Below are 16450 nucleotides of genomic sequence, written 5' to 3'. Positions count from 1 at the left end.
GGTAATAAAATGGCTAACGTATTTGATGCAATGAACAAACTTTATCCACAGTTGAATCGGATCAATGTCAGTGGAGAAACCGAACAAGTAAATGAAGCTGATATTGCTAGTCTGAAACAGAAGTTAGCAGAGCCTTTAGCCCAGCTAGAAGAAATAGAGCAGCTTGATAACGTTGCAGTAACAAAACAGCGAGCTTTGCAAAGCCATACTCTTAAACCTTTAGATAATACTGTCTGGTTACGTTCATTGAACAAAATCACATCAGGTTTAATTTCAAGTGCTGATGATGAACCACAGATGCTGATGTTTTTAGGCGTTAATCCGAAAGTGGGTAATACCACGATTTCGTATTATGCTACCCGTTTACTTTCGTCTTATGACTCTGAAAAAGCCTGTATCTTTTTTTCTATTAAGCTGACAAAACAACAGACCTCGCCGATATTTCAAGCGTTGGTAGAGAAAAACAAGTCAGTTGATGAATTTATCAATGAGCTTGAGTATTGTAATTTTACCGAAGTCTGTTTTGACATTAATTTAAAAGATATTCAATCAGCGGGTACTTTAAGTATCATTTCTAGTTTGTTAGCTGTTTTTAAACAAGATTATCGCTGGGTGATTGTCGATATGCCATCTGTTGCGCAAGTGCCAAGCTTTTTATCTTTGTTTCATTTAGCAGATGGAGTGGTTTTGATCAGTAAATCGGGTGAAACTCGACTACCGGCACTAAATGCGTTAATTGAAGATTTAGAAGAGTGCGGTGCAAACATAATAGGTTCAATCTTGAATTTCAGGACATTTCCTATTCCTAGATTTTTAATGAAGTTTATTTAAATACGAATTCTCATGATGCCACCAAACTTTTCAAAGATATCTCTAGAGCTCGTCTTTGCTATCTTATTTGGTGCATTAGTTGGTGCTGCATTTGTGGTGTCTATGAGCAATGTTTCTGCTCGTTGGACCTTAGTTATTTTAGGATCTGTGATTGCAGTTGCGTTATTATTATTTGTGACTGTGTTTTCAAATAAACTAAAACTGTCGCTGTTAATCGCTGCATTACTTAGTTTGCCAATATTTTTTGATATTAACTTTTTTTATCGCGATTACACGCCTTTTTATGTTTCGGCTAATGGTTTTTCAGTTACTCTATTCGATTTGTTTTTCTTTCCTTTGTTTTTTTACTGGCTATGGAAGCATAATCAAGATAAAAGCAGTTCGTTTCGCTTTGAGCCTGTTTTTATTTGGTTTTTTTCACTGTTGTTTTTTTTCAATCTACTTTCAAGCTTAATTTCCCCCTTCCCATTTTATAGCTTTAGTGCATTGTCGTGGTTTTTTAAAGCGATACTTATCTTCACTTTTTTTCGAAATAATTATAAAGACGAAGCAACCTTACAAATATTAGGACGGATCTTTGCCCTTATTTTATTGCTGCAAGGGATTATTGTGCTTGAGCAAAAGTTTGTAGGTGCCATCTTTACCGAGCAAGTGATTGGTAAGCAAATTAACATTGTGAGTTTGATTGGTAATCAGGAAGTAAAGCGGGTTGCAGGCTCACTCTCGCACCCTAATAACTTGGCTATGTTTCTTAATTTATTTTTGCCTGTGGCTTGTTTACTCTTTTTTGAAGAAAAGAAGGTCGCTTGGCGGATGTTTTTTGGTATTAGTATCTTTTTGGCACTCTTGGCTGAACTTTGGACTTCTTCGCGTGGTGGTTGGCTTGCATTGGCATTTTCGGGCAGTATTTGTTTTATTCTGATAATGCATAAGCAAGGTTTTAATTTAATTAAAGTTTTACTTAGTTTTATCATGGTATCTATTTTAGCTGCTACGGTTTTATTAACTGCTTCAGAAACATTTCGCACCCGAATATTTGGTGAAGATTATGGCACGGCGGATTTGCGCGTACCTCTAATGCAGGTCGCTGAAAACATGATTGTTGATAACCCAGTACTGGGTGTTGGCCTCAATGTTTATGCTGCTCGGATGCAGCATTATGATAATACAAATGAATATGTTTCTAGGTACTATCCTTTCCCTGTTCATAATACCTATCTGTTAATGGCTGCAGAATCAGGACTGCCATCGTTAATTCTGTTTTTAGCCTTAATTGTTTATATTTTATGGCTTGGACTGCGCTCGTTTTATCACCTAAAAGGCATCAATGAAAAAATGATTTTAGGCCTGATGGGTGGGGTAGTGACTTGGCTTATTCACAACCTGGTAAATCTTGATGATGCCTATATGAATAAGGCTGTTTGGGTGCTGCTGGGTATGATTGCAGGCCTTGCCTACAGTCAGAAAATTAAATTTAAGCAACGAGAAGTAGATAATATCAATGAGTAACCAATTGCTTTTGATGACGAGTTGTTGATGAGTGAGCAAAATCCGCACTCTGTGATTAAAGGCATAAGCTGGAACGGCTTGCGCGTTGCCTTTCAGGCAGTTTCTTCTATTGTTGTTATGGCTATTTTGGCTCGTTTATTACCACCTACCGACTTTGGGTTAATGGCTATCGCTATTTTAGTGATTGGGTTGGGTGATTTAGCATCTTCGTTAGGCATGGGCCCTGCAATTGTACAAAAAAAGGATTTGTCTTTAGAGGACATTCAAATCGCTCATACTATTTCGGTATTTTTTGGTCTGCTAGTGACTGGCGCAATTTGTATTCTCACTCCCTTACTCGTAGATTATTTTACCTTTGCTGCATTAGAAAACATCCTCATTTTGTTGTCAGTTACACTGCTTTTTAGTGCCTTTGGTTCAATCGCGCGTGGCTTGTTGGTGCGAGAAATGAATTTTAAAGCATTGTTTATGGTTGATTTTATATCGTATCTAGTTGGTTATGTTGTTGTTACAGTAGTTTTTGCGTTACTTGATTTTGGCGTTTATGCCTTAGTCTTTGGTGCAATATGCCAAAGCTTTTTAATGCTGTGTTTATTATTATTTTTTGCAAAACCTCCACTTAGATTTTGTTATAAACATGCAATTGCCTTGAGGCTTATGAGTTTTGGCGCGGGGCAAAGTGCGACTGGATTCGTCAATTATTTTGCAGCTAACGTCGATTACGTTTTTATAGGGAAATACTTGGGCGCTTCAGCCTTGGGTTTATATTCAAGGGCGTATCACTTGGTGACCTTGCCAATTGCAAAAATATCAGCGTCAATAACCGGGGTGATGTTTTCATCTTATTCTAAAAATCAACATAAAAAATCGCAATTAAAGCGTGATTATTTGATGGTTGTTGAACTTACTTCTTTGATTATATTTCCTATTTTGGCTGGCTTTTTTATAGGTGCTAAATGGGTGATTTTAGGATTATTTGGCCAAAATTGGCTTGAAGCTATCGTGCCGTTTCAAATTTTGTGTTTAGCTGGTTTATTTAAATGTGTTTTTAATTTAGCCGGTTCGTTAGTGCAAGCTTTGGGGTTTGTTTATGCTGAACTTCGCAGGCAATGTGTTTATTTGGTCCAGCTCGGCGTCGGTTGCTTTTTTGCTGTGCAGTGGGGACTTGAATATGTTGCTTGGGTTGTGGTGATAGCATCTTTTTTCTTGTACATCATGATGGCTCAGTTAGTGCTACGTTTAGTCGCTATTTCTTGGTTTGAATTTTTTAAATCACAACAAGCCGCAATTGTATTATCGGCGCTGATTTTGATAGTTGGCATTGTATTTAATCGCTTGATGTTGCAGGTCGAAGGTTTACCTTATGAGATTTCGTTAGGGTTATTTATCGTTGTGTGTGCGATTACTTTTATTGCAGGTTTTTTATTTTTACCAAAAGCGTTAATTGGCACCATGCCTAATATTTGTTTAGATAAAGTGCAGCATAAAATGCCAGCAATTTTAATTCGTTACTTGATTCGATTTTCACCTCATTACTCAGGAATGTACTGATATGTTGCGAACAATTTTTTTCACGCTGCTGATATTATCAACCTCTTTATTTGCATCAACGACTAAACAAGAGGTTGAGCGCGTTTTTCCTGATAATTATACACCCACGCCATTTGAAAACTTAGATCCTGCTTATGATCCTCGTTTTGTTTATTGGCCAAAAGGCTTTAATGACAGTGAAAATATGCTGGCTGGGACTATTTATATTTATGGCTGGGAGCAAGAGCCCCCAAATGGCTTGGTTTTGTATATCTATGACGATAGAAGTACTTTAGTTAATCGCAGTTGGATTGATATTCAAGTTCAATCTGGTATGAAAGACGATTTAAATAATGTGGTAATTGATCAAACCATTTATATGAGCCGAGTAGAAATTGTTCCACAAGGATGGACTCGAGTTATGGTGAATATTCATAACTATAAAGGGATGTTAACACGAGCAAAATTGTTAAAAGTATATAATGTCAATTCAATCCATCCGATAGATTAACGCGAAGAGCCAGTGGTAATGAAAAATAATAAAATCACCAAATGCCTGTATTTTCACTATCAAAAGTATCGCAGTGACGGTTCAAATACCCATACTCATGCATTTAAAGAGCATTTTGGCCAACTGTGTAATGAACAGGGCATTGATTTTTCTGTAATTGCTCCTACGCAAGTGTTACCTAAAGAGCAGGATATTAAAGCTGAGTCAAAATTAGACAAGCTTAAGACTCACTTAGCCAAATGGTATTTAAAAGACTTTAAAACCTTACTTGCCAATATCGCTCGTATGTATCGAGAGATTGAACTATTAAAAGCAGAGCAGCCGGATATTGTACTGACCCGTTATGGTGGCAATACCATTTCTATTATTTGGGCGTGTCGCTGGTTAAATATTCCGGTTGTGCTTGAGTTTAACTCTCCTTCTATCGAAAGTTTAACCTCAGATTATCGTCAGTTTTCTTATTTCAAACAGTTATTTTCTAATCAAAATGTATTTAGATTAGCCTCTGGTGCATTTGCCGTTTCTGATGAAATTGTTGCCGAAGCGAAGCTCGAGGGAATCGACAAACCGTTTGAGACCATTGCCAATGGCGTTGATTTACAGGCGTTTAATAAAGAACTTGTACCAATAAATATGCCTAAGAGTAACAAGCCTTCACAAGAGGAGATTGTAATTGGCTTTGTCGGGAGTTTTGCGCCATGGCATGGGGTTGACTTATTAATCACCTGTTTTATTAACTTATTAACGCTTGGCTATAAAGTACATTTACTGTTAGTGGGTCATGCGAAACAAGATTCGCGTCAACTATTGGCTCGTTTGAATGCTGCGGATGTAAAACCACATGTCACTATTACTGGCTATGTCGAAAGAGAAGACATTCCTCGTTATATCCAGCAAATGGACATTACGACTTTGCCTAATACAGAAGATTATTGCTCACCACTTAAATTGTTTGAATATATGGCTATGGCGAAGCCTACCGTGGCTGTATGTACTGCACCGGTAATTTCAGTGATGCGATCAGATATAGAGGGGCTAGTGTTTGAACGTGGTGATGTACAGCAATTTCAAGCGCAGTTAATGAAATTAATAGATAAGCCTGAGCTTGCAGTTTTACTGGGAAAGCAGGCTCATTTGCGAGTAGCTGAACATTTTACTTGGCGACATAACGCGCAAAACGTTATGTCGTTACTTGAACAAGTTCATCAGCAATATTAGCGTTTGATCTCGCCATAGACTATGTCACTGCGTTGCCAAACGCGTAAGTAGTCTACTTTAAATTCAGCAGGTAAATTGCTGCTACGAGGCATGCCAAGCCAACTTGGAAATGTTTCGGTATCTATGGTGATTTGCATGGGGGTATGCCAATGGATATTCTTTTTTCGACGGATTAATTGATTATCGAAATACCAGCGGATCTCTAATTCATCCCAATCAACGGCATATACATGGTAATCATCCGCAAGAGCAGTGTCGTTAACATAGGTTTTAGGATCAGAGATTCGATTTGTGTCATCTTCTAATGCTGGGTCGCCATAATAGACGTGAGCATTTGAATGATGATTTCTTTCTTTACCTGTAGAGGCGCCACCAATTTCAACAATATCGATTTCATAGGTGCCAGTGGTTGTCCAGTTATAGAGAAAAAAAGCACTTGAAGCGCGAGAACGATTTGCTTTAGCTCTGATTTCAAAATAACCGTATTTTACTTTTTCTTTTGTTCTGGCAAATGAAGTACCAATAAGCGTTCCTTTGCCATTAGATTCATCGGTCACTGAAAGTACAAGTTCGCCATTCACTAAATTGACGTTATCTTGCATAAAAATACCAGGCGCACGGCCAGCCCAGTGAGGGTGAATATTTTGCCATTTATTTAGATTTATACTGTCATCATTAAACTCATCAGATACGTGAGCGAGATATTTCCACTCGCCATAACGAGGGGGATCTGCGTGAATACTGATACTGAATAATAGTAATAACGCGGTGAGCCCTTTTTGGCCAAATGATGACATAGGTATCTCCTTATTCTTTATGCCGAGTTGTCCTGATCCAAGGTAATTTCTTTTTACGAATAATTGATTTTAATACTAACCAAGTTTTCCAAATAATATACCAAGGTACAAAAATGGAAACCTTTAAAAAGCCTAACAGCGAGCCAAATCTTAGGCTAGCAATTAAATAATGTAATACCAAGGTTGCAATTAAAATCAAGCTCGCTATTTTTACTAATTGGCTTCCGAGCACCATAGCAACAACAGTGAGCAACATCATTAAGCTTGCTGGAGGCATAATGATATCAACTAAGGCTTCAAGCGCCCAGCGATGGCCTTGCAGTGTTTTTTTATAAAGTGGCTTTGCATAATGTTTGATCATTGCAATTCGGCCCAATTCCCAACGCTCTCGTTGCGATGACGCATTTTTTGCTGTGACGGGCATTTGCGCAGCAGAACTTGCATATTCAACCAGTCTTACTTTGTGACCATGTTCGAGTAAAAAAATATGGTATTCCAAATCCTCAACAATTGAATGCGCTTTATAAGGGCATTGTTCGATAGTATGGCGCAGTAGACTAAAACCATTGCCAAATAAGCCCGCAGATTGACCAAGAGCAGTTCTACCTGCAGGGCGAAGACCATTAAATGATGACATCCCCATTTGCATCGCTAAGGTGCGCATACTGGCGGTCGGGTTTTTGATGGTATCAAATAGCTGTAATGCAGTTGCGCCAGTTGCGAACTCATTATTAAGTGCTAATAAGGCGTTATGGCTCAGGGTTGAATCGGCATCGATAACTAAAAATGCCTCCCAGTCATCGAGTAATAATGCGTTAAATGCGTACTCCAGAGCTTGACCTTTCCCGGGATTATCATGTCTTTCAAAGACTTGAGCGCCGCTAGCTTGAGCAAGATATGCGGTGTCATCGTCACAGTTATCTGCAACCACAAATACGGCATATTTATCGGTGGGATAGCTTTGTGCAAGAGCATGTTTGACCGTGTCTTGTATCAATAACGCTTCATTATGTGCCGGAATAATAATGGCTATTTTTAATTGTTTGGCATTGTTTGGCGCAGGAGTTTGCCTCCTCACTGCGGCCAATGTGATGATCCCCGTATATACGATGGGCAAAGCTGCAATAAATAAAACTGCCCATGCAATAACGTTTAAGATGTTAATTAACATTGTTTCCCTATCAATAATCGCTTATTACGAATTCTTAATGATATTGTCGAAATAGTTAATAGTTTTAATTAGGCCTTCTTCTAAATGAATTTTAGGTTCCCAATTGAGCGCTTTTTTAGCTAAAGAAATATCGGGTTGACGTTGTTTTGGGTCATCGTTAGGTAATGGCGCAAAGGTTATTTTTGAACTAGAGCCTGTTAAAGCAATTACTTTTTCGGCTAACTCACGAATGGTAAATTCAACTGGATTACCTAAGTTGATAGGGCCAGAGACTTCCTTCGGTGTATCCATAAACAGTAAAAAAGCATCAATAAGATCACTCACATAACAAAACGAGCGAGTTTGAGTACCTTGGCCATAGAGCGTAATATCTTTATTTTGTAAGGCTTGCATAATAAAGTTTGAGACAACGCGGCCATCATCAGGATGCATATTTGGACCGTATGTATTAAAGATACGAGCCACTTTAATGTTTACATCGTGTTGTTTTTTATAATCAAAAAATAATGTTTCAGCACAACGTTTCCCCTCATCGTAGCAAGAGCGGTCACCAATCGGATTTACATTACCCCAATACGATTCAACTTGAGGATGAATAATAGGATCGCCATACACTTCACTGGTTGAGGCTTGAAATATTTTTGCCCCGGTGCGCTTAGCAAGACCTAACATGTTAATGGCGCCATGCACGCTGGTTTTGGTGGTTTGAACCGGATCGTGTTGATAATGAATTGGAGAAGCGGGACAAGCAAGATTATAAATTTCATTCACTTCAACATAGAGAGGAAAGGTAACGTCATGACGCATTAATTCAAAACGTTTATTGTCGAGTAAATCAATGATGTTTGATTTATCTCCAGTAAAAAAGTTATCAACACAAATAACATCATGCCCTTGGTCAATCAAGCGGCGACATAAATGTGACCCCAAAAAACCTGCACCACCAGTTACGAGTATTTTTTTCTTATTTAACATGCTGTTATCTTATATTTTTTGTTGTTATTGATTTGTGATAATTATTACATGTTTTAACGTAACCGCATAGAGTGCTATACGACGAATGGCTGATCTATCTCATTTAATTGGTCTTAGGGAACCTAAATTTTAAGGAAATAATTTCGTAAACTTAAATTAAAACCCCTAGTTGATTTTTTAATTTTGGCAATAAAGCGAAATAAACAGTATTTTGTTCAATATTCTTTACAAAAGTCTCTTCTCAAGACTTTTTTTTCGAGTATGATTCGGCTATCTAATATTGCGTGACTTGAGGTTTGAATGCGCTTAGAGATCCATTGTGCTGATCGAATCGGTATTGCACAGGAGATTCTGAATATTTTGGTAAGTTATCATGTTGATCTCAAAGGTATTGAGGTTGATTCGAAACATTGCCGTATGTATGTGTCTTTTCCTCCGATTGAGTTTGAACAATTTCAAAAAATAATGCCTTCAATACGTTTGATTGATGGCGTTGAAGATGTGCGCACCACGGCATTTATGCCATCAGAGCGTGAGCATAACGAACTCAATACCTTACTTAGCGCGCTCCCTGACGGCATTATTTCAATTGATGCAAAAGGCATGGTTCGTTTATGTAATGATGCCGCTTGTCGCGACCTTAATGTTACGCAGTCTGAAATTATTGGCTGTAATATTAATACGTTACTTAAAGGTTTTAATTTTAACCGTTGGTTAGAAGGAAAAGAGGTCTTAGGGCAAACAACTCGAGTTGAAGTCGACGGCGAAGATTTTATTGCCGATATTTTGCCAATTTCCGTGCCTGAAAACCAAGTTGATAAAATCCTTGCTGGTGCTGTTATCAACATTAAATCACAAAGCCGTTTGGGTCAGCAGGTCAGTGCATTTCGTCGTTATGGCCAAGAAAGTTTTTCAACGATTCAAACCAATAGTACAGCCATGCGCCGTGTGGTGCGTGAAGCACGAAAAATGGCACAACTTGAAGCGCCTATTTTAATTACGGGTGAAACAGGAACGGGTAAAGAGTTACTGGCACGTGCTTGTCATTATGCCTCGCACCGTTCGATGAAATCTTTTTTAGCATTATCGTGTGCTTCATTGCCTGATGATGTCGCTGAAACTGAATTATTTGGTTATGCCGGTTATGAAGATGGCGCAAAACCGAGTCGGGGCATTTTAGAACAAGCGGATGGTGGCACGGTCTTTTTTGATGAAGTGGGTGAAATGTCTGCTCGTCTGCAAACCAAATTGCTACGATTTTTACAAGATGGGACATTTCGCCGCGTTGGCAGTGAAAACGAAATTAAAGTGAATGTGCGCATTATTGCTTCTACTCAAAAAGACTTGCCAGGCATGGTGCAAGAAGGAACGTTTCGGGAAGATCTGTATTATCGTATTAATGTGCTGAATTTAGATATTGCACCTCTTCGTGATCGCAGTGCAGATATTGGGCCTTTGACCGAACATTTTTTACAAAAATATGCTCATCAAGTAGGTCGAGCAGCGCCAACATTAGAGTCTGGTTGTTTAGAGTATTTACAACAGTACCCTTGGCCTGGTAATGTGCGTCAATTAGAAAATGCCATTTATCGTGCTGTATCGTTACTTGATGATGATGTACTTAGCGCAGAACATTTACAATTACCTAGTTTTACCAATGATTTAGGCTATTTGGAATCTGATTTTGAAGGCTCCTTAGAGCAAGCGGTGAAACGATTTGAATCGACCTTACTGCGTAAACTTTATCCTGCTTATCCAAGCTCTAGGCAACTGGCTAAACGTTTAGGCCTCAGTCACACCGCAGTGGCAAATAAATTGCGAGAATATGGTATTAACCGCAAATCGATAAAAGTATAGTTGGATTAAAATAGCGTTATTCGAATGAGTAACGCTATTTGGTTGGAAATGAGGAGTGGGGCTGTTATTTATTGCCCATATCTTTACTGACACCATCAGCGGTAATTTGTTTAATTCCTGCTTCATCAAACTCAATATTTAAGCTGCTTACTCGGCCAGTAAAAAAATAATCTGTGCCATCAATATTTAATACATAATCACCTTTAACCTGGTTGCTAAGCACTTGTTTTTTCAAAGTAATTGTATGTTCACCTAAAGCCCATTCAAATTGTTCAAAATATCCTTTGGCAAACTCTTGCACCCAAACATTTTTATCGTCTTGGCTTAATGCGAGTGCTACTGAATAGGATTCAGGGAGCTCTTTCATAGCATAACTTTTTTTGCCAATGCGCATTTGACCCGTAGTCGCTTGCCAAGAAAAACCAAATTCAAACTCTTTTTTTAACCCTGTAGGGTAGGTTAATGTGCCTTTACCGGCAAAATCAAAATCGGCAAAACAGCTAAAACTGCACAGACTTAACATTAACGTTATTGTAGTAAGCGTTCGGGTCATAATCGGAAAAACCAAAAGAGATAATGATAATCAGTATAGGAAGAATTTAGCGAGCTGCCAAAATAGCAGTATTAATTGTCACTTGTAATATTTTGATTATCAGCGAAAATGTGTTTCCCTGGTATGACCTCTGGTAAAAAAATGAATCTATATTTTCGCTTGTTGCTTTTATTTTTTCGGATCAAACGCAATAAAATCTATCAGCCGCTATTAGATGAAGTCAGTATCTCGTTCACGGCGTTGCCCACCGACTGCGATATTAATTTTCATCTTACTAACTCTCGTTATTTAGCATTAATGGATATTGCTCGTACTTGGATGACGGAGCGTTTTGGTTTGCTTAGCAAAATGTTGAAACGCCGCTGGTTTCCAATTGTAAATGCGACCGCAATTACTTACATCCGTGATATTAAACCGTGGCAAAAATTTGAGATTAAAACGCGTTTAGTGGGTTGGGATCATAAATATTTTTATATTGAGCAACGTTTTGAATCTGAACGTGGTTTGCATGCAATTGCTTATGTACGTGGCGTATTTAAAAAACGTAGCGGTATTGTGAGTATTGAAGAGATGTTAGAAGTGGCTGATTTTGATGGCGTAGCCCCTATTTTACCTGCAGAAATTATTCATTGGAAAGAAATGCTGGAGCAGAAAAAAATGAATAACAAACCTCAATAATTGAGGTTTGTTATTTAATTTTCGTTTGGGAAATTAAAACTTAAATTTAGCACCTAACATAAAGACTACAGGGTCGATATTGACGGTTGAGGTGAGTGCTTTTGCGCCATTGGCATACACAGTTGCATCAGTATCGATATCAATGAGTGATACCATGGCATGGATCCCCCATTGTTCATTTAAGCTGTAGTTAAAACCGGCTTGTGCAGCTAAACCGAATGAATCATCTAATTTAATTTCAACATCGTTAGTTTGTAATGTCGCTTTTAAATCGGCACCTGCTTGCTCATCAAAGAAAATGGTGTAGTTTAAACCAGCCCCAATGAATGGGCGAAACGCAGCACTCGCATCACCAAAATGGTATTGTGCCAGTAGTGTAGGTGGTAAATGCTTTGTTTTACCAATACTTGCGCCTGCTAAACCATCTTCACCAGTGATATCATGACTAAAAGGTGTCGCTGCGACTAATTCGATTACCCAATTGTTATTTAAAGCATAATCAAATGTTATACCTAGCTGAGTGTTTGAATCAACACCTAAACCTAACGTTGGGGCCTCATTAATTGAGGAGGAACTGCTGTTTGGATTTACGTGGATTGCCCCGATATTGACACTTAAATTTGCATTAGCGAAAGGTGCTGAAAGAAGGCCCGCTGTTAATAGTGCGCTTTTTAATAATTTGCTCATATTGGTTCTCCGAGGTTTTAATCTTTGTCTGTATTCGTTGGTATGGCGCTATTATGGCGGGTCAAAAAAAACAAAACCTGTTCTAGATCAAGTTATCTCTTAGGTTGGCATGTCATTAATTTAAAACTTGATTTAGATTAAGTTTTTCAGCACTAGCGTGGTGTTTTTTTGCTGTTTAGTGTGCATTAAACTTTCGTATATTTTTGATCATTGACATGTTAATGACATCTTTGCTCGGTTAAATAGAGTTTCTTGATTATCGATGCGAGTGACTCATTTATGCAGTCAATACAATCTCAGCTGCCATGTAGCGAAGTTGCACGTTATTTACAGCAACTTATCCAGTTTAAATCAATTACTCCAAATGACGCTGGAGCTTTAGCTTGGTTATCTGAAAAACTTGTCTTGTTAGATTTTGAAATAACATGGCTTGAGCAAGAAGGAGTAAGAAACTTTATTGCTAAACGAACATTTGGCGAAGGGCCAAATATTGGTTTTTGCGGGCATGTTGATGTTGTACCTGCAAATAACAAAGGCTGGTATAGCGAACCTTTTAGCGGCCAAATTATTGATCAACACATATATGGCAGAGGCGCTGCTGATATGAAAGGGGCCATTGCAGCCATGCTTCGCGCATGCGAGTTATGGTTAGCTCAACCTTATCCTCAATCTGGCAGCTTTTATTGGCTCATTACCAGTGATGAGGAAGGGGAAGCTGAATTTGGAACTAAAATGATGCTGGCACATTTAGCCGAGCAAGGTATTACCTTAGACGCATGCCTAGTCGGTGAACCTAGCTGTGAAAATAAAATTGGCGATACTATCAAAAATGGTCGTCGAGGTGCGTTATCTGGCCATTTAGCGGTTTATGGAAAAGCGGGACATGTTGCTTATCCGGAGCTTGCTTCTAATGCCGCGCACCAAATAAGTGAAGTAATGCAGCAGTTATTGGCAATTGATTGGCAAAAAGATAATGAAGGGTCTAAAACCTCTTTACAGATCACAGATTTAAATGTGCCAAATCCTTTTGATAATTTAGTGCCCGCTGTTGCTGAATTACGTTTTAATATTCGTTACAGCCATAGCTATCAAAGTAATGATATTCACTGGTTAATTAATCAAGCGGTAGGAAAGTGCGCTATAAATTATCAACTCACATGGCAGCGTCCTTGTGAAGCTTATTATAATGGTGGAGCTAAGCTTAATGGTGTTGATTATATGCAGTTACTTGAAGCAAGCATAGTGCAGTGCTGTCAAATATACCCCGCTTTAAGTACCTCCGGTGGCACTTCTGATGGTCGCTTTTTTTCAGCAGAAAGTACGCAAGTATTTGAGTTTGGCTTAAGAAACTTCTCGATTCATCAAGTAAATGAACGTGTTGCTTTACATGAGCTTGAAGAGTTAACCGCAATCTATTGTGATTTTTTGCATCGGGCTTTACGGGCTTAAATTTATAAATAAATAGGCCGCTATTTAGCGGCCTATTTATTTTTCGAAACTATTTTTTTATTAATGAGAGGTTTGATGTACTGCTAAATAGCGTTTTATTTTTTGCTCTTTTAGCGCCTCTAGGTCAACTAGAACTAAACCATCTACGCAGTAGTTAAATTCAGGGTCGACGCTGAAACTTAAAAACTGAACACCGTTATCGTGGCATAAATCAGAATATTGTTTTAATAACGTCGGTATTTGTACGCCCATATTGGCCAGTAAATGCTTTAACGTTACAAAGTCTGCTTTGGCATCATTACCAACAAAAATCCCTTCAAATTCAGCTTGTTGATTAGCATCGGAGATGAATGGACATTGTGGTTGGGCTAAAGTATTTGCGGCTGGAAAATAATGTTGGTAGTAGTAAACCAACAGCGATTTAGCTGTCATTGGTAAGCTATTGGAAATACTCACCGGGCCAAACAGGTAGCGATATTTAGGGTAGCGAGTAATAAATGCCCCAATTCCGTACCATAAATAATCTAGACTTCGTTTACCCCAATATTTAGGTTGTACGAAGCTGCGGCCCAGCTCTAATCCTTGAGCAAAATAAGGCTGCATTGTCGGTAGGTAGTTAAATAAGCTTGCAGTATAGAGGCCATCATGGCCTTCTTTTTCGGTAATGGTATCGGCATCTGCTAATCGGTAGGCGCCAACAATTTCTAACTGGTCGTTATCCCACAATACTAAATGCTGATAAGTCATATCATATTTATCAATGTCACGACGTTTACCTGTCCCTTCACCTACCGCACGAAAAGCAATTTCACGCAACCGACCTAGCTCTCTAAAAATAGGGGAGCTGCCATCATAACGATACAGTCGAATTTGCATTTTATCTTGGGTCATGCCCAATAATTCAGTGGCTTCAATCGCTTGTTTTAAGCTTTTGCGGCACTCTGGTTGCGCAATTGGATTTTGAGTTTTAAATGGCAATTCTTTTTTGCTATTGAGTCTATACAGTTGTTTTTTTATTAACTCTGCAACCACTTTATCACTGACATTATCGAGTGTGTAAGCTTCTGGTGCGATGGGAGAGCCAATTTCAAACTCAAGGGATTTATGGCGTTGCTTAAACATTTCTTGCACTAATAATAAGCTTGCAAGCGGTTTGTAAATCATTGAAGTGCCATAAAAAAGCGGGCTGTTTTTGGCTATAATTTGAATTGGCAAAATGGGTGCGTGACATTTACTGGCAAAGCGTAAAAAACCACTGTTCCAAGTGCCGTCTTTAATGCCGGTTGGGCTTAGGCGTGAGACTTCTCCCGCAGGAAAAATAAGCAGAGCCCCTTCATTTTTTAAATGTTGGCTGATATTTGCAAGCTCTCGCTTTTTACTATTTCCAGAAAGATTATTAACGGGTAATAATAAGTTGTGCATTGGCTCAATCGCCATCAACATGCGATTTGCAACGACCTTAATGTCTTTACGAACTTGATGAAGAAGGTTTATCAATGCTAAGGCATCTAAGGAACCAATAGGGTGATTTGAAACAATCACTACCTTACCTTCAGTTGGAATGTTGTCGATTTGTTGGGGGTTAAAGCGAGTCTTAAATTCAAGTTCTTCAAGGACTTGCTCAACAAATTCAATGCCTTTGAGGTGCGGATACTGGGCTGCGAAGTTTACAAACTCTTGCTCATGCAATAAGTAACCAAGCCCTTTAGTGACGATGCTTTTTAATTTTGGTGAGTTGTTTAATTGTGGAAGATTATTTTCCACGACATTTTCGACATTAATCATAGTAACCTCAAAAACAATCTAGTTACAGCAAGATTAAAAAGAGGCTGTGACAAATTAGCGTTAAAAAAATGACAGTTTTAAGACGCTAAATTGTCAGGGTGAAATTAAGCGGCATGAACGACGTTCGAACTGATTTTTTCGATACTTTTTTGTTGTTCAGTCCAAAAAATAAGTTCCATGCTTGCATCGTGATGTTCAACAAAGGCAGTGCAGCTTTCTATCCAGTCACCATCGTTGATGTATATCATTTGATGTTTATAAACAATTTCGGCGCTGTGAATATGGCCGCAAATCACGCCATCAAGATTTTGTTTTTTTGCGTATTTTAAGGCGGCATCTTGATAGCGGCTAATAGCTAATGTGGCGCCACTGATTTTCGATTTGATGTAAGCCGCTAACGATAAATATTCTAAGCCAAGTAATCTTCGAGCTTTGTTATACCAACGGTTTAAAAATAATAATAAATCATAGAGGACATCACCTAAACGTGCTTGCCATTTTCCGAGGCAGACTTCGGCATCAAAAATATCGCCATGACAGACTAAAAATCGTTTACCTGAAAGGCTTTGAAAAATGACTTGTTGTTTTATTTCGATCCCTGCAAAAAAATGATTAGCGTAGCGCCGAACTGAGGCATCATGATTACCGGGAATATAAATAACTTTACAGCCTTGTTGTTGCATAGCAATGAATTGTTGCAGTACTTCATAATGGCTATTAGGCCAGTAAAGCTTGTTTTTAAGGGATTGAAAATCAATGATATCACCAACCAGATAGAGGACTTCAGGTTGGATATGTTTTAACATATCGAGCAAATAGTTTGCTTTACAATCTTTATAGCCTAAGTGTAAATCGGAGATAAAGAGACTTTTTACTTTGAGTGTTTTATCCATTACACG

At 38.4% G+C, this 16450-nt stretch carries 15 protein-coding genes; 8 read left to right on the top strand and 7 right to left on the bottom strand.

The genetic code is table 11. From position 1 onward, the window contains the following. The first annotated feature begins 9 nt into the window (after nt 1–9). Genes PTUN_RS12750 through PTUN_RS12730 form a run of 5 tightly spaced genes read left to right on the top strand, consistent with a single transcriptional unit; the run spans nt 10 to nt 5599 of the window. Complete coding sequence (locus tag PTUN_RS12750; RefSeq protein ID WP_009837331.1) at nt 10–831, top strand: P-loop NTPase family protein; 822 nt, start codon at nt 10–12, stop codon at nt 829–831. A 12-nt stretch (nt 832–843) separates the two neighbouring features. Then, entirely contained in the window at nt 844–2340 is a 1497-nt protein-coding gene (locus PTUN_RS12745) for an O-antigen ligase family protein (protein ID WP_009837330.1), read from the top strand. A gap of 27 nt (nt 2341–2367) precedes the next feature. Next, nucleotides 2368–3891: a lipopolysaccharide biosynthesis protein gene (locus tag PTUN_RS12740; RefSeq protein WP_009837329.1), complete on the top strand. Its 1524-nt coding sequence runs from the start codon at nt 2368–2370 to the stop codon at nt 3889–3891. Between the two features lies 1 nt (nt 3892). Beyond that, nucleotides 3893–4381, top strand: a complete 489-nt coding sequence (locus tag PTUN_RS12735) for a hypothetical protein (RefSeq protein ID WP_009837328.1) — start codon at nt 3893–3895, stop codon at nt 4379–4381. Nucleotides 4382–4399: 18 nt separating this feature from the next. Next, nucleotides 4400–5599, top strand: a complete 1200-nt coding sequence (locus tag PTUN_RS12730; RefSeq protein ID WP_009837327.1) for a glycosyltransferase family 4 protein — start codon at nt 4400–4402, stop codon at nt 5597–5599. Here PTUN_RS12730 and PTUN_RS12725 read toward each other — a convergent pair. From PTUN_RS12725 to PTUN_RS12715, 3 genes are read right to left on the bottom strand one after another with little or no spacing between them, the layout of a single operon-like run. Next, on the bottom strand, nt 5596–6396 hold the full coding sequence (locus PTUN_RS12725; RefSeq protein ID WP_009837326.1) for a family 16 glycosylhydrolase: 801 nt from the start codon (nt 6394–6396) through the stop codon (nt 5596–5598). The genes PTUN_RS12730 and PTUN_RS12725 overlap by 4 nt on opposite strands. 10 nt (nt 6397–6406) lie before the next feature. Beyond that, nucleotides 6407–7567 carry a glycosyltransferase family 2 protein gene (locus PTUN_RS12720; RefSeq protein WP_009837325.1) on the bottom strand — a complete coding sequence of 387 codons (1161 nt, stop codon included), beginning with the start codon at nt 7565–7567 and terminating at the stop codon, nt 6407–6409. Between the two features lie 24 nt (nt 7568–7591). After that, nucleotides 7592–8542 (bottom strand): UDP-glucuronic acid decarboxylase family protein, encoded by a 951-nt coding sequence (locus tag PTUN_RS12715; protein WP_009837324.1) that lies wholly within the window; start codon nt 8540–8542, stop codon nt 7592–7594. Nucleotides 8543–8842: 300 nt separating this feature from the next. Here PTUN_RS12715 and tyrR point away from each other — a divergent pair, with 300 nt between their 5' ends. After that, entirely contained in the window at nt 8843–10399 is a 1557-nt protein-coding gene (gene tyrR, locus PTUN_RS12710; protein ID WP_009837323.1) for a transcriptional regulator TyrR, read from the top strand. 64 nt (nt 10400–10463) lie between these two features. Here tyrR and PTUN_RS12705 read toward each other — a convergent pair whose 3' ends face one another. Further along, nucleotides 10464–10952, bottom strand: coding sequence for a hypothetical protein (locus tag PTUN_RS12705; RefSeq protein WP_040643644.1), 489 nt, complete (start codon nt 10950–10952; stop codon nt 10464–10466). 141 nt (nt 10953–11093) lie between these two features. Here PTUN_RS12705 and PTUN_RS12700 point away from each other — a divergent pair, with 141 nt between their 5' ends. Continuing rightward, nucleotides 11094–11630, top strand: a complete 537-nt coding sequence (locus tag PTUN_RS12700) for a thioesterase family protein (protein ID WP_040643713.1) — start codon at nt 11094–11096, stop codon at nt 11628–11630. A gap of 33 nt (nt 11631–11663) precedes the next feature. On the opposite strand, the gene PTUN_RS12695 is transcribed toward PTUN_RS12700, so the two are convergent. After that, nucleotides 11664–12317, bottom strand: coding sequence for an OmpW/AlkL family protein (locus PTUN_RS12695; protein WP_009837320.1), 654 nt, complete (start codon nt 12315–12317; stop codon nt 11664–11666). A 279-nt stretch (nt 12318–12596) separates the two neighbouring features. Here PTUN_RS12695 and dapE point away from each other — a divergent pair, with 279 nt between their 5' ends. Continuing rightward, nucleotides 12597–13766, top strand: coding sequence for a succinyl-diaminopimelate desuccinylase (dapE, locus tag PTUN_RS12690; RefSeq protein WP_009837319.1), 1170 nt, complete (start codon nt 12597–12599; stop codon nt 13764–13766). A gap of 60 nt (nt 13767–13826) precedes the next feature. Here dapE and olsF read toward each other — a convergent pair whose 3' ends face one another. Next, a complete protein-coding gene (gene olsF, locus PTUN_RS12685) occupies nt 13827–15551 on the bottom strand; it encodes a bifunctional ornithine lipid synthase OlsF (RefSeq protein WP_009837318.1) in 1725 nt (574 codons plus the stop codon). A gap of 104 nt (nt 15552–15655) precedes the next feature. After that, on the bottom strand, nt 15656–16444 hold the full coding sequence (locus PTUN_RS12680; RefSeq protein WP_009837317.1) for a UDP-2,3-diacylglucosamine diphosphatase: 789 nt from the start codon (nt 16442–16444) through the stop codon (nt 15656–15658). Between the last annotated feature and the right edge of the window lie 6 nt (nt 16445–16450).

This window comes from Pseudoalteromonas tunicata, from assembly GCF_002310815.1.
GTDB lineage: Bacteria > Pseudomonadota > Gammaproteobacteria > Enterobacterales > Alteromonadaceae > Pseudoalteromonas > Pseudoalteromonas tunicata.
This window is presented reverse-complemented; position numbering and strand designations above follow the sequence as displayed.